This is a genomic window from Spirosoma sp. 209 (assembly GCF_002006735.1).
Lineage (GTDB): Bacteria > Bacteroidota > Bacteroidia > Cytophagales > Spirosomataceae > Spirosoma > Spirosoma sordidisoli.
In genome coordinates, this window is sequence record NZ_MVEC01000019.1 from 39643 (window position 1) to 54522 (window position 14880).

A 14880-nucleotide genomic window follows, 5' to 3' on the forward strand; every position below is an offset into this window, starting at 1 on the left:
CTAACCGAATCGCCCCGCTGCCAGGCCGGGAAAAGGCAAAGATTGATCAAATAAGAGGCAAAATAGTGTCGTGGTTAGCCACCAATCCGACGTTCTTTTGTGTGACCAACTATACCTAACCTATCTGTATAATGATTGTCTGGTCTGACATGCGATTGCGCTATACACTTCTTACGGCCACCGTTGGTCTGTTTGGCGCTTCGGTCTGGCTCACCGCCTGTCACTCATCGGTCGACAAACCGGCTGAGCTGGTAGCTGCCGAAGCCAGCCTGCCCGAAAAAGTAGATTATAACCTGCACGTTAAACCAATTCTGTCAGACCGATGCTTTGCCTGCCATGGGCCGGATAAAGCCAAGCAGCAGGCCGGGCTTCGGCTCGACACGCCCGAGGGAGCTTACGAGGCCCTGGCCGAAAGTGGGAAGAAAGCCATTGTGCCGGGTAAGCTGGGCAGTAGCGAACTGTTTCACCGCATCATAAGTACCGATCCTGATTATGTAATGCCCACGCCCGAGTCGAACCTGACGCTCAGTGTGGAAGAGAAAGCCCTGCTGGCCCGGTGGATCGAGCAGGGAGCCGAATACAAAGAACACTGGTCGCTGATTCCACCGGCTCAGGTGGCGGTACCTAAGCTGGAGAACGACAGCTGGAGCCGTAACGAAATTGATCGGTTCGTACTGGCCAAACAACGCGAGAAAAAACTGAGTCCGGCGCCCGAAGCCGACAAAACCACCCTCATTCGGCGGGTAACGCTGGACCTGACCGGCCTGCCGCCCACACCGGCGGAGGTCGATGCCTTTCTGGCCGATAAAAGCCCCAATGCCTACGAGAAGGTGGTGAACCGGCTGCTTAAAAGCCCTCACTATGGCGAACGGCAGGCTGTTGAATGGCTCGACGTAGCTCGCTATGCCGACACCCATGGCTATCAGGACGACGGGCTTCGTACCATGTGGCCGTACCGCGACTGGGTTATCCGGGCCTATAACCGGAATCTGAGTTTCGACCGGTTCATTACCTGGCAGCTGGCCGGCGACCTGTTGCCCGCGCCGAAGAACGAGGCCGAACGGCGCGAACGGCTCATCGCAACAGCGTTCAACCGAAATCACCAGCAAAGCCAGGAAGGGGGTATCGTAGACGAAGAGTACCGGGTCGAATACGTCGCCGACCGGACCAATACCTTCGGCAAAGCCATGCTGGGGCTAACCGTCGAGTGTGCCCGTTGCCACGATCATAAGTACGACCCTATCAGCCAGAAGGACTATTATTCGCTGTTTGCGTTCTTCAACAGCAACAACGACCGGGGGCAGATTCCGTACAATGGCGAAGCCGCGCCGACCATTACCCTGACCAAACCCGAAACGGAAGCCAAACTGAAATTTATCCGCGAAAAGCTAACACCGATCCGGCAAAAAATTAATCCGAACCGCTCCGATTACCAGCAGCGTTTTGGGCAATGGCTCGCCAAAGCCCGGCAGCAACCGCTGTCATCGGCCGATTCGGGCCTGATCGCGCATTACACCTTCGACGAAGCGGACCGGACCGACATCAGCGCGTTTGTAAAAGCCCAGGCCGAAAAGAGAAAGCGCGAAGATGCCAAACGGAAGGCCGACGAGGCCCGGGGTAAATCGAAAAAGGCCGAAGCCAAACCGGAAGCCAAACGAAAAACCAAAGAAGAACTCTGGAAAGACCCCCGAAACGCATTTGCCAACACGGTCAACGACACCCTGCCGGCCCGGCTCGGTGGCGACCCCGACAAAGTGCCCTATGCGGTGGCGGGGCGCTTTGGCAAAGCCCGCTTTCTACCCGGCGACAGCTTCATTGAGTTACCGTGGAATTTCGGCGCGTTCGAGCAGAATCAGCCGTTTACGGTGAGCAGCTGGTTTAACCTGGCCAAGCCCAACATGGCGCTTACCCTCCTGGGGCGCACAACCGGTCCGATGGATGGCCAGCGTGGCTATCAACTTGACCTGCTCGCCGACGGACGGCTCAAGCTGACCTTCAGCCACGTATGGCCTGCCAATGCTATCGATCTTGAGTCGGTCGAGAAAGTGCCGGTTCGCCAGTGGTTTCAGGTGGCTTTTGCCTACAACGGCATGGGCCGCGCTGATGGAATTACGGTATACCTGAACGGTAAACCCATGCGTACCCGGGTCATCGCCGATAACCTGATCCACAGCATGGTGTATGGGAAAGACCGGACTCACTGGGCTCAGCATGCGTTCTATGTGGGGCGGATGCACGACTACTTTTACAAGGATTTTGCGGTCGACGAACTGCGCATCTACGATCGCTGCCTGGCCCCGATCGAAATGCCCAAACTGGCTGGCCAGCCCGACGCGTTGGCGGCCGCACTCCGTACGCCAGACTCGCAACGGACGGCCGCTCAGCGGGCGGGGCTGTATACGTATTACGTAACGGCGCAGGATCCGGTGTACCGGTCCGAATATGCCAAAGCGATGCAGCTACGGGGCGAAGAACTGATGCTGTATACCAACCAGGATCAGGTTATGGTCATGCAGGAGCGGTCGGTACCGCGGGTAACTCACCTGCTGAAGCGGGGGGCCTACGATGCCCCCGGCGAGGTGGTAACGCCCAACGTGCTGCACAGTCTCGAGCCAATGCCGAACGATATGCCTAAAAACCGGCTGGGTTTGGCCAGGTGGCTGTTGATGCCCGAGAATCCGCTCTTTAGCCGCGTTGTGGTGAACCGGGTCTGGCAGCAGTATTTCGGGCAGGGGCTGGCCAGAAACAGCGACGACTTCGGCAACCAGGGCGCCCTTCCAAGCCATCCGGAATTACTCGACTGGCTGGCCATACGATTCCGCGAAGGAAGCGGGCCCGCGTCAGACCGCTGGAACATGAAAGCCCTGCACAAGCTGGTCGTCATGTCGGCCACGTACCGGCAGTCGTCGGTAACGTCGGAGAAGACACGCGAGACTGATCAGGACAACACCTTTCTGACGCGCGGCCCGAGCTACCGGATGAGCGCTGAGCAGGTGCGCGATAACGCACTGGCTGCCAGTGGCCTGCTAAACCGTCGGGTTGGCGGCCCGAGCGTCCGGCCGTACCAGCCATCCGGTATCTGGGAAGCCCTGGCCACCCGAAACACGGTAAGCTACGTGCAGAACCACGGCGACAGTCTGTACCGGCGCTCGATGTATACGATCTGGAAACGGAGTTCGCCCCCGCCTATGATGCTTAATTTCGATGCGGCTGAACGACATACCTGCATCGTAAAACGGCAAAAGACCAGCACGCCCCTGCAGGCGCTGGTCACCCTGAACGATCCGCAGTTTGTGGAAGCGGCCCGGGTACTGGCGCAGAAGAAAGCAGGCACCGGAACAACAACCGAGCAGGCCATCAGCGAGTGCTTCAAAGCCGTAGTCAGCCGGCAGCCCCGATCTGGCGAGCTTGCGCTGATGCAACAGCTGTACGACGAAGAGCTGGCTGATTTCCGGAAGAACCCCAGCCGCGCCAGGGAACTGCTGTCGGTTGGCGAATACCCGCTCGACAAAGCGCAGAACCCGGCCGAACTGGCCGCTCTGACGGTGGTAGCGAGTACGATTATGAATTTCGACGAAGCGATTATAAAACGGTAAAAGCCAGCGGTCCGGAGGCTGTACGAAACTGGCCGATCCGGCGCCATCTCATACTATGGATATTCAGGACCAATTGCATGATCAGCTGAGCCGCCGAACCTTTTTGGGGCAGAGCAGCGCGGGGTTAGGGACCATTGCGCTGGCGTCGTTGCTGAACCCGGCCAATCTGTTCGGCGGTACGTCAGCGGGCGAGAATCCGGCCGTGGGTAAGCCGCATTTTGCGCCCAAAGTGAAGCGGGTGATCTACCTGTTTCAGAGTGGGGCGCCGTCGCAGCTCGAACTGTTCGATTACAAGCCGCGGCTCGAAGCCATGTGGGGGCAGGACCTGCCCGAGTCGGTTCGGAAAGGGCAGCGCCTGACGGGGATGACCGCTGGCCAGAGCCGGTTTCCGCTGGCTGCGTCGAAATACAAATTTGCTACCTACGGCCCCGGGCAGATGACCATCAGCGAACTCCTGCCCCATACGGCCCGTATCGCGTCAGACCTGACGTTTATCAAGTCGATGCATACCGAGGCCATTAACCACGACCCGGCCGTTACGTTTTTCCAGACGGGGAGTCAGCAGGCCGGCCGGCCCAGTTTTGGGTCATGGATCAGTTACGGACTGGGGTCCGACAACCAGAACCTGCCGGCGTTTGTGGTGCTGCTCAGCAAAGGACGTGACGGTGACCAGCCGCTCTATGCTAAACTCTGGAGCAATGGCTTTTTGCCGTCGGTGCATCAGGGCGTCGTGTTTCGGTCGGGCCCTGACCCGGTCTATTACCTCAATAACCCGCCCGGTATCGACAAAACCAGCCGGCGCCGGATACTCGATTACCTCGGTAAGATGCACCAGGAGCAGTTCAAACACGTGCTCGATCCCGAAATCAACAACCGGATGGCTCAGTACGAAATGGCCTACCGGATGCAGACCTCCGTACCCGAAACGCTCGATATCTCGAAAGAACCGGACTATATCTTCGACATGTACGGGCCCGACAGCCGGAAGCCGGGAACGTTTGCTGCCAACTGCCTGCTGGCCCGCAAGCTGATCGAGAAAGACGTTAAGTTCGTTCAGCTGTATCACCAGGGCTGGGATCAGCACGGCAACCTGCCCAACGACATCAAGATTCAGACAAAAAGCGTTGATCAGCCATCGGCCGCGCTCATTATGGACCTCAAACAACGCGGCCTGCTCGACGATACGCTGGTTATCTGGGGGGGTGAGTTCGGGCGGGGCGCCTACTCGCAGGGTAAACTCACCCGCGACAACTACGGCCGCGACCACCACCCGCGCGCTTTCTCGATCTGGATGGCCGGGGCCGGTGTGAAAAAAGGAATGGTCTACGGCCAAACCGACGATTTTGGCTACAACGTGGTCAACCAGCCCGTTCATGTTCACGATTTCCAGGCGACCGTATTGCATCTGCTGGGGGTCGATCACGAAAAACTGACGTTCAAGAGCCAGGGGCGCCGGTATCGCCTGACCGATGTACATGGTAAGGTAGTAAAGCCATTACTGGCCTGACAAACAGGGTCGTATGGCCACAATCCGGCGCTTATTAACGCGCTCGGTAATCCGTAAACCGAGTTAATAGACCTAAAAGGTTCTGAGAAACCTTTTAGGTCTTGTTATTTTTGCGCCATGTTACAACAACTTGAAACGTGGATCCGCGCCCTGATCCGGTGGGCAGGCTACCAGCCAAATCGTGATTTGTCGGGGTGGGTGCTGCTTGTTTCGGCCGTCCTGCTGGGGCTGGCGGTCAATTTGGTTGTGACGCAGACAATTCGGTTTGTGAACCGGCGCCGGTCGTTTAAGACGCTGCTTCTGCTGCGTACGCACGTGCGCTGGGCGTTCTGGGTGTTTGTGCCCTCGTTGTTTTTTTTGCTGGCCACCAATATTCAGTCGGCGCGTTTTCTGCGTCGGCATCCCGTGGCTGATAAGTCGGCCGAGGTGCTGTTTCTGGTGGCGAGTACGTGGCTGGCGGTGCAGTTGCTCAAGTTTGGGGAGCTGTTTCTGATTCGGCAGTATGACACCACCCAGGATGTGAACCTGTCGCAGCGCAAGTTTGTGACGCAGGTTCGCTTTGCCCGCCGGATACTGGCCATTGGGGTGGTGATCATTGGTACCTCGCTGCTGCTGATCGCCTTCCAGGGTAGTCGTAAAGTGGGCCTGAGTGTGCTGACGTCGGCCGGGGTGGTTTCGGTCCTGATTGGTTTTGCGGCCCAGAAAACGCTGGCCAACTTGCTGGCCGGGGTTCAGATCGCTTTCAACCAGCAGATCCGGCTCGACGATGCGGTAGTGGTCGAAAAGGAGTGGGGGCGCATTGAAGAAATTAACCTGACCAGCGTTATTGTACGGCTCTGGGACCGTCGTCGGCTCATTCTGCCCATCACCTATTTCGTTGAAACACCCTTCGAAAACTGGACCCGCTCCGACGCGTCTATCACCGGCTCTGTCTTTCTCTACCTGGATTATAACGTACCGGTCGACAGAATCCGGGAGAAAGCCCGCGAACTGACCGAGGCTAACCCGCTCTGGAGTGGCGATTCGTTTGCCGTTCAGGTGACGGACACCCAGCCAACCTGTATCGTAGTACGGGTGCTCGTATCGGCCCGCGATGCGCCATCGGCTTTCGACCTGCGTTGTTACCTACGCGAGCAGCTCATTGCGTTTGTCCGGGATGAATACCCGCAGAGTTTGCCCCAGACCCGCCTGATGCTCAGCGAAGAGCTGAAGCCCAAAGCGTAGCGCTGCCACGTAGAGACGCAACCCTTTGCGTCTCCTGCCCGGATGGCTGGCGTTTCCTGTCCGGATGGTTTTGTTGCTGTCGCGCATGTGGTCCGTGGGGACACGGACCACGGTGTAGAGACGCAACCGCCCGGCGGCCCGGCCTTTGCGTCTCCTGGCCGGATGGTTTTGTCTCTTGTCCGGATAGTTTTGTTGCTGTCGCGCATGTGGTCCGTGGGGACACGGACCACGGTGTAGAGACGCAACCGCCCGGCGGCCCGGCCTTTGCGTCTCCTGGCCGGATGGTTTTGTCTCCTGTCGCGTATGTGGTCCGTGGGGACACGTACCACGGTGAGAGGTGAAGCGTAGAGACGCAACCGCCCGGCGGCCCGGCCTTTGCGTCTCCTGTCCGGATGGTTTCGTCTCTTGTCCGGATGGTTTTGTTGCTGTCGCGTATGGGACGCGAAGGCCGGGCCGCCGTCGCGGTCGCGTCTCTACATCCGACGACCTGGTCCTTATGGTTTGTCCGAAACGCAGTCGGGCGGGTAGGCTGCAGAACACAGCTTACCCGCCCGACACCCGTCAGAACGGTAATTAGGCGTTTACGTCTTCGAGTTCTTCCTGCCGCACAGGCTGGCCGAGCAGCGTAGCAAAGCGGTTGATGTTGAAGGTAGGCTCAAACCAGACCTCACCCATAACCGGATGTTTCACCGGTACATCGGGGTTCTGAATCTCGTTCAGCAGGACGCCCGTGTCGCCAGTGGTGTGGCGCTTCACCTGCCGGATCGTGTAGAGTTGATCCTGCTTGGGGGTCTGTATGCCAAACTCGGCATAAAAGGCCAGCACCGGTGCCGGAAACTTATCGTTCGTGCAAATGACTTCCATAGCTTTATTGAGGTATACTGATCAGGTGACAATAACTCATCGTCTGTTGATCAGTATACATTATCTGCGTAAAGTTTGTTCAATCCAGCAGTCCGCCCAGCTGGCCTAGCACTGAGCCGCTTTCCTTGTTGGCCTGTCCACCACCCGGCGATAACCGCTGAACCAGTTTCGAGATCGGCATGCTCTGAATCCAGACTTTGCCTGAGCCGCGCAGGGTAGCCAAAAATAAGCCCTCACCGCCAAAAATCATACTTTTAAGCCCGCCCGACCGCTGAATGTCGAAGCTCACGCTCGGCTCGAAACCCACTACGCAGCCCGTGTCGACGCGGAGCAGCTCGTTATTCAGCGTCCGCTCGATAACGACGCCACCGGCGTGGATGAACGCCATCCCGTCGCCCTGTACTTTCTGAAGAATGAACCCCTCACCCCCGAAGAAGCCGGCCCCCAGTTTCTGGTTGAGGTGAATACTAAGCCGGGTGCCAAGGGCCGCACACAAAAACGCGTCTTTCTGTACGATAATGGTATTGCCAAATATGTTGGCCAGGTTCAGCGGCATAACCGTGCCGGGATAAGGAGCCGCGAAGGTTACCTTCCGCTTGCCGTTGCCCCGGTTGGTGAAGTGCGTCATGAACAGCGACTCCCCCGTGAGCAACCGCGAGCCGGCCTGAAACAGCTTGCCCATAAGCCCCTGGTCCGGCTGCGAGCCGTCGCCCATTTTGGTTTCGAACTGGATGCCGTCTTCCATATACAGCATCGAGCCTGCTTCGGCAATGACGGTTTCGTTCGGGTCAAGTTCGATTTCGACGATCTGGATGTCTTCGCCGATGATTTTGTAGTCGATTTCGTGAGAGTACATGTGCGTTAATTAGTTTCAGGTCTCGGTCATCTATGGACGAAAACTACAGAAAGCTGCGCATTTGGTCGGTGATATTTCTGACTAACGGCCAAAAAAAAGTCCAACCGGGCATTTTCGCCAGTCGGACTTTTTTGAGTATGCGTCTATACGACGACCTGGTCAGGTAGCCTAGCGGGTATTGATGTCGTCGGGCAGGTCGTTATCCGACTCGTCGAAGAGGGTGTCATCGTCTTTGGTTTTCTCATCGGCATCGTCGGCCTGCGGATCGCCCTTCAGGTTGAGGTCAGTTCGGTGCCGCAGCTTCTTATCGTCGACGGTCCGGTTCAGAAACTGGTTGATACGATCAATATCGAAGCTCGTCGTGATTTCACCGAACGAGTTGATCTGAATGTCGAACCCTTCCAGTTCTTTATGAACGCGGGGTTTTTCGTTTTCGTCGGGGTTGGGTTTTTTCTTAGCCATAGCCGGGTGATGCGTTGCCAATTTGTATACAACTGAAAAAAGGGGGTGAGGGTTAGTTTACCTTCACCCCCGTGAGGCAATCTACCGCGCCAGCGTTTGCAGGGCCTGCTTCAGCCGGCTAACGGTTTCGTCTTTACCGATGATCTCCATCGTCAGCATCAGGTCCGGTCCGGCGCCTGAACCGGTCAGGGCTACGCGCATGGCCTGCATGATTTTTCCCTGCTTGATACCCGCCTGGGTCATGGTGTCGGCCAGCAGATGCTTGATGTCGTCGGCCACAAACGGGCCCGCATACGTCAGCAGCGCGTCATAGAAGGCCGTAGCGGCCCGGATGGCATCGTCGTTCCATTTGGCGGCCACGATGGCTTCGTCGTAGGTAGCAGGCGCGTTGAAGATCGTGGCGGCTTCACCGTAGATTTCGTGGGCGAAGTTGACACGGCCTTTCAGCAGGGCCACAATCTTCTCGGCTTTTTCGGGCGGACAGTCGTATCCGGCGGCTTCGGCCTGCTGCTGAACGGCGGGGGCCAGCTCGGCGTCGGGGCGGAGCCGGATATACTGGTGATTAAACCATTGCGCTTTCTGGATATCGAAGCGCGCACCGGCTTTGTGGACCTGGGCCAGATCGAAACTGGCAATCAGCTCATCCATCGTGAACAGCTCCTGCTCGGTACCAGGGTTCCAGCCCAGCAGGGCCAGAAAGTTGATAGTCGCTTCGGGCAGGTAGCCATCTTCCCGGAACCCACGCGCCACCTGTCCCGTAACGGGGTCGGTCCATTGCAGCGGGAAAATCGGGAAGCCACCCAGGTCGGCGTCGCGCTTGCTGAGTTTTCCGTTGCCCTCGGGCTTGAGCAGCAGCGGCAGGTGAGCAAACTGCGGCATGGTATCTTCCCAGCCCAGGTACCGGTACAGCAGCACGTGCAGCGGAGCCGACGGCAGCCACTCTTCGCCCCGGATCACATGGGTGATGCCCATCAGGTGATCATCGACGATGTTGGCCAGGTGGTAGGTAGGCAGACCATCTGACTTCAGCAGCACCTTATCATCGATAGCCGACGAGTGGACATTGACCCAGCCCCGGATCAGGTCGTTGAGCCGCACTTCTTCCTTGCGGGGGGTCTTGAGCCGGATCACGTGCGGCTCGCCAGCGTCGATGCGGGCGCGAACCTCGTCGGCCTTCAGAGTAAGCGAGTTACGCATCTGCATCCGCGTAATGGCGTTGTACTGGGCCGCGGGTGCGTTGGCGGCTTCGAGCCGCTGGCGCATGGCATCCAGCTCGTCGGCCGTGTCGAAGGCATAGTAGGCTTTGCCCTCGTCGACCAGCCGCCGGGCCTCCTGCTGGTATAGGTCGCGCCGTTCTGACTGGCGGTAGGGCGCGTGTGGCCCGCCAACGCCCTGGCCTTCGTCGATCTGGATACCTGCCCAGGCCAGGGCATCGAGAATGTATTGTTCCGCACCCGGCACGAACCGATTCTGGTCGGTATCTTCAATGCGGAGCAGCATCTGGCCCCCCATCTTGCGGGCAAATAAATAATTATAGAGTGCGGTACGCACCCCACCAATGTGCAGCGGGCCAGTAGGGCTGGGTGCAAACCGTACGCGAACAGGTTTTGACATGATATATAGTGGGGAGGAAGACATAACAGCCAGACAACCGGAACCAGCCGCAAGGCCAGCCTGATTCGGCTCGTTGGATATATCCTCTAGTTAGTCAACAGCAATGACAGAGATTTCGACGTTTACATCTTTGGGCAGGCGGGCCACTTCAACGGTTTCGCGGGCGGGGTGGTAGGGCGAATCGGCATCACCGGCGAAAAACTCGCCGTACACCTCGTTGATCGCTGTGAAGTTGTTCATGTCTTTGACGAAGATGCTCGTTTTGACGATGTTACTGTACGAGAGCCCGGCCGCCTGCAGAATAGTCCCGATGTTCTCCATTACCTTCCGGGTTTCGGCCCGGATGTCGCCCAGCGGAGCCAGCTCAATGGCTACCTGGCCTGATACATACAGGGTTCCGCCCCCGGCTGCCGGCTTCACGAGAATCGCCTGGCTATAGGGCCCGATGGGTGCCGGGGCCTTATCGGTATAAACAATTTGCTTGGTCATACTTGTTAGTAGATGGTTAACAGTCGATTGCGGCTCGTCAGGTAAGGCAGAACTGTCAGCACGGGCTACCGACGATCGTGCGGGCGCGCCAGCATCGACTATTTTTGCAAAGTTACGACCGCCAGGGCGGTCCGACAAACCACCGTATGGCTGACCGACATCTTATCATCTTCGTAAAAAACCCGATTCCGGGTACGGTTAAAACGCGAATTGCCCGCACCGTTGGCAACGAACGGGCGGTGCAGGTATACCGGCATCTGCTGCAGCATACCCAGCAGATTACGCGGCTGCTGCCCTGGCCGCGGGTGGTATACTACGGCGACTTCATCAACAGCAACGACGGCTGGAACGGCTACCAGAAACGACTACAGGCCGGTAACGACCTTGGCGAACGCATGCTGGCCGCTTTTCGGGAGCAGTTTGCCGAAGGCGCCAGGCAGGTAGTCATCATCGGCAGCGACTGCCTGGCCATCACCGCCGACCATCTCCGGCAGGCCTTCTCGGCTCTCGACGAAGCCGATGTGGTTATCGGGCCCGCTACCGATGGGGGGTATTATCTGCTGGGTATGAATGCATTGCATCCGTTTCTGTTCGAAAATATGCCCTGGAGCCAGCCCGAACTCCGGCAGCTTACCGAACTGGCCCTGCAGCAAAACAACCTGACGTTCGAGCGGTTAGAAGAACTAACCGACATCGATGAGTGGTCGGATTACGAACGGGTATCCAGTACATAGCATGACAACGTGGAAAGACTTTTTAGTGAGTGCATCTGCCGATGCCGAGCTGCACTTCGATCGGTTGAAGAATCGCCTGTTCGGACGGCTCGACGCCAGTAAACCCTACAAAATCGTGTATTACCGGGGCTTCGGGAGTCCGTCGGCCGTGTACCTGAAAGGCCGCGTACTGCGCGAACGCGACCTGTCTACCCAGTCCGATAATGACACGTTCTGGGAGAATCTGGTCGCTACCTATCAGCGGTTCGAGAGCGACGAGGTACCGGGCGTAACCGTCCGCGTAGAAGCATTCGGGCAGGCCTACACCACCCAGACCGACGAAGAAGGCTATTTTGAGGTGACGGTCAACCCACCCGACGATCTACTAATGGCCTACCCGGGCCGGGTCTGGTTTCCGGTGCGGTACGCGCTCGATGACATTGTGCAGCCTGATACCCGGGAGCCGGTCGTAAAAGAAGGGCATCTGATGGTGTCGCCCCCGTTCAGTCAGTTTGGGGTCATCTCCGACATTGACGATACGGTGCTGGTTACGGGCGCCACGAGTATTCTGCAAACGGCACGGCTTACGTTTCTGGGCAATGCCTACACCCGGCTTCCGTTTGCCGGAGTGGCCGCGTTTTACCGGGCGCTGCAGAGCGGCCCCGTCACGACCCTGTTCAACCCGATCTATTATGTATCGAGCAGCCCCTGGAATCTCTACGATCTGTTAATCGATTTTTTCCGGATACAGGGCATTCCGAAAGGGCCGATTCTGCTACGCGATCTGGGCCTCGATCCCAACCTGCTGGCCTCGTCGAGTCACCATACCCATAAGCTGGCCATGATCCGGAAGGTACTGGACGTGAATCCCCAGCTGGCGTTCGTGCTCATTGGCGACAGTGGGCAGCAGGACCCCGAAATTTATACCCAGGTCGTTCGCGACAATCCGGGCCGCATCCGGGCCATCTACATCCGCGACGTTACGCCCGAAACCCGCGACGCTTCCGTGCGCGAGCTGATCCGTACTGCCCAGACGCACCAGGTGCCGATGCTGCTCGTGTCGGATACCGTGGCGGCTGCCGAACATGCGGCCTCGCTGGGGCTGATCGACCCCGATACAATCCCCGAAATCAGGGCCGACCGCCGGGCCGATGCGGAGGGATAAGAATAGTAAGTAAGTAGCGTTAAGTATATAAGACGGGTTGATTATCTTTATTGCTTCGTTTACGCTTAACGCTACTTACTTCTCGTGCAAAGACGCGCAGCTCTTCAACAACTGGCCGTAACGGTCGGCGGATTTATCAGCCTGCCAGCCTGGGCAAACGGCTGGAATGCCACTACGATTGGGTCCTCTTCCGGTCTATTATCGGCTCCGCAGGATGAGCTACTGGCCATCGTTGTGGATACCATCATTCCCGAAACCGATACGCCGGGCGCCAAAGCCCTGGGCGTTCATTCGTTCCTGCAGAAAGTAGTAGCTGACTGCTACGAGCCCAAAGCCGCCGAGACGCTGAAACAGGGTCTGGCCGCTACGGAAGCTATGGCCCGGCAGACCTACAGCCGTTCGTTTGGCGAGTGTGATACGCCCCAACGGATCGACGTGCTGAAACGCCTGAATCAGTCGGCGGAGCAAACCCAGACCGATTTCTACAAACTGGTAAAGGCGCTGACCATCCGGGGATATACCAGCTCGGAGTACGTCATGACCAACCTGACCAAGTACGAAATGGTGCCGGGCCGTTACCACGGTTGTGTGCCGGTGCCTGCCAAAGCAATTACCCAAACCAAATAAAAGTCTTGTCGACGTATGTCTTATTTGAATATTGATGCGCAGGCAGCCAATACCTACGATGCCATTGTGGTTGGTTCGGGAATCAGTGGCGGCTGGGCGGCTAAAGAATTGACGGGTAAAGGACTTCGGACCCTAGTACTGGAACGCGGCCGCGATGTGCAGCACGTGACGGATTACCCGACTACGATGATGAACCCCTGGGAGTTTGAGCACCGGGGCCAGCTGCCGCGCGAGATCAAAGAACAGAACCCGATTATCAGCAAGTGCTACGCCTTTTACGAAGGGTCGACTCACTTTTTTGTCAAAGATGCCGAGCATCCGTACGTGCAGGAGAAACCCTTCGACTGGATTCGGGGCTATCAGGTGGGCGGCAAGTCGCTGATGTGGGCGCGGCAAACCCAGCGCTGGAGCGATTTCGATTTTCAGGGACCCGCCCGCGACGGGTTCGCCGTTGACTGGCCGATCCGCTACGCCGATCTGGCTCCGTGGTACACCTACGTAGAAAAGTTTGCCGGTATTACGGGTAACAAAGACGGACTGCCGCAACTGCCCGATGGCGAGTTTCTGCCCCCGCACGAGTGGAACTGCGTAGAAAAGCACTTCAGCGAGCAAATGGCGAAGCGCTACCAGAACAGTCGGCCGGTGATCATGGGCCGGGCGGCTCATATCACCCAGCCCAAGCCGATTCACCTGCAACAGGGCCGGGCGCAGTGTCAGCACCGGACCATCTGCGAGCGTGGCTGTCCGTTTGGCGGCTATTTCAGCAGTAACTCCAGCACCCTGCCCTGGGCCGCCAAAACCGGCAAAATGACCCTCCGGCCCCATTCGGTCGTTCACTCGATCATCTACGACGAGAAGAAAGGTAAAGCAACCGGGGTTCGCGTTATCGACGCCAACACGAAGCAGATGACCGAGTTTTATGCCCGCGTTATCTTCATAAACGCAGCCGCGCTGAATACCAACCTCATCCTGCTGAACTCGACCTCTGCCCGCTTCCCGAACGGGCTGGGCAACGACAGTGGCGTGCTGGGTAAGTACGTAGCGTTCCATAACTACCGGGCCGGCGTATCAGGTGAATACGATGGCTTCCTGGACTCGACTACCGACGGGCGCCGTCCGAACAGTCCCTATATTCCGCGTTTCCGCAACGTCATGAAGCAGGAAACCGACTTCCTGCGTGGCTACGCGGCTGGCTTCTCGGCCGGCCGAATCTCGCGTACCAATCAGGACGGGCTCGGTGCCGACCTGAAGTCAGGCCTGCTGAACCCCACGCTGGGCGGCTGGTATGTGGGTTCCCACATGATGGGCGAAACTATCCCGAAAGAAAGCAACTACGTAGCCCTCGACTCCGCGCAGAAAGACCCATTCGGTATTCCGCAGCTGAAAATATCGGTGGCTTACGACGATAACGACGAGAAAATGGTGAAGGATTACCTGGAGCAGATGACCGAGATGTTTACGGCCGCCGGCTTCACCAACATCCGCACCCGCGATGACAAACGAAATCCCGGTCTGGACATTCACGAGATGGGCGGTGCCCGAATGGGAAAAGACCCGAAAACATCGATCCTGAACAAGTGGAACCAGATGCACGCGGTCAAAAACGTATTCGTGACCGACGGCGCCAGCATGACCTCTACCTCTACACAGAACCCGTCGCTGACCTACATGGCCATGTCGGCCCGCTCGGTAGACTATGCCGTGAAAGAAATGAAGCGGCAGACTTTGTAGGTATGGTATTTACCGTGAATTATGAATTTCGA

Annotated in this window: 12 protein-coding genes; 7 read left to right on the forward strand and 5 right to left on the reverse strand. The window is 57.8% G+C overall.

The genetic code is table 11. The features are described from left to right. Positions 1 to 131 precede the first annotated feature (131 nt). The 3 genes from B1C80_RS23385 to B1C80_RS23395 all read left to right on the forward strand — a co-directional run bounded on the left by B1C80_RS23385 (position 132) and on the right by B1C80_RS23395 (position 6327). A complete protein-coding gene (locus B1C80_RS23385) occupies positions 132 to 3596 on the forward strand; it encodes a DUF1553 domain-containing protein (protein WP_077923651.1) in 3465 nt (1154 codons plus the stop codon). A 55-nt stretch (positions 3597 to 3651) separates the two neighbouring features. Beyond that, positions 3652 to 5103: a DUF1501 domain-containing protein gene (locus tag B1C80_RS23390; RefSeq protein WP_077923652.1), complete on the forward strand. Its 1452-nt coding sequence runs from the start codon at positions 3652 to 3654 to the stop codon at positions 5101 to 5103. Between the two features lie 117 nt (positions 5104 to 5220). Then, complete coding sequence (locus B1C80_RS23395) at positions 5221 to 6327, forward strand: mechanosensitive ion channel family protein (RefSeq protein WP_077923653.1); 1107 nt, start codon at positions 5221 to 5223, stop codon at positions 6325 to 6327. 573 nt (positions 6328 to 6900) lie between these two features. Here the strand turns inward: B1C80_RS23395 and B1C80_RS23400 are convergent. The 5 genes from B1C80_RS23400 to B1C80_RS23420 form a co-directional block, all read right to left on the reverse strand. Next, positions 6901 to 7191: a hypothetical protein gene (locus B1C80_RS23400; RefSeq protein ID WP_077923654.1), complete on the reverse strand. Its 291-nt coding sequence runs from the start codon at positions 7189 to 7191 to the stop codon at positions 6901 to 6903. A gap of 79 nt (positions 7192 to 7270) precedes the next feature. Continuing rightward, the gene (locus B1C80_RS23405; RefSeq protein WP_077923655.1) at positions 7271 to 8047 is read right to left on the reverse strand and encodes a TIGR00266 family protein; all 777 of its coding nucleotides are present in this window, start codon (positions 8045 to 8047) and stop codon (positions 7271 to 7273) included. A gap of 168 nt (positions 8048 to 8215) precedes the next feature. Further along, the gene (locus B1C80_RS23410) at positions 8216 to 8509 is read right to left on the reverse strand and encodes a hypothetical protein (protein ID WP_077923656.1); all 294 of its coding nucleotides are present in this window, start codon (positions 8507 to 8509) and stop codon (positions 8216 to 8218) included. Between the two features lie 81 nt (positions 8510 to 8590). After that, a complete protein-coding gene (gene gltX / locus B1C80_RS23415) occupies positions 8591 to 10123 on the reverse strand; it encodes a glutamate--tRNA ligase (RefSeq protein WP_170315668.1) in 1533 nt (510 codons plus the stop codon). A gap of 90 nt (positions 10124 to 10213) precedes the next feature. Further along, entirely contained in the window at positions 10214 to 10612 is a 399-nt protein-coding gene (locus tag B1C80_RS23420; RefSeq protein WP_077923657.1) for a Rid family detoxifying hydrolase, read from the reverse strand. A gap of 146 nt (positions 10613 to 10758) precedes the next feature. On the opposite strand from B1C80_RS23420, the gene B1C80_RS23425 reads away from it, so the two are divergent. The 4 genes from B1C80_RS23425 (at position 10759) to B1C80_RS23440 (ending at position 14848) form a co-directional block, all read left to right on the forward strand. After that, complete coding sequence (locus B1C80_RS23425; RefSeq protein WP_077923658.1) at positions 10759 to 11346, forward strand: TIGR04282 family arsenosugar biosynthesis glycosyltransferase; 588 nt, start codon at positions 10759 to 10761, stop codon at positions 11344 to 11346. A gap of 1 nt (position 11347) precedes the next feature. After that, on the forward strand, positions 11348 to 12490 hold the full coding sequence (locus tag B1C80_RS23430; RefSeq protein ID WP_077923659.1) for an App1 family protein: 1143 nt from the start codon (positions 11348 to 11350) through the stop codon (positions 12488 to 12490). Between the two features lie 84 nt (positions 12491 to 12574). Then, complete coding sequence (locus B1C80_RS23435) at positions 12575 to 13117, forward strand: gluconate 2-dehydrogenase subunit 3 family protein (protein ID WP_236648904.1); 543 nt, start codon at positions 12575 to 12577, stop codon at positions 13115 to 13117. Between the two features lie 15 nt (positions 13118 to 13132). Then, positions 13133 to 14848, forward strand: a complete 1716-nt coding sequence (locus B1C80_RS23440) for a GMC oxidoreductase (RefSeq protein ID WP_077923660.1) — start codon at positions 13133 to 13135, stop codon at positions 14846 to 14848. Positions 14849 to 14880: the final 32 nt, after the last annotated feature.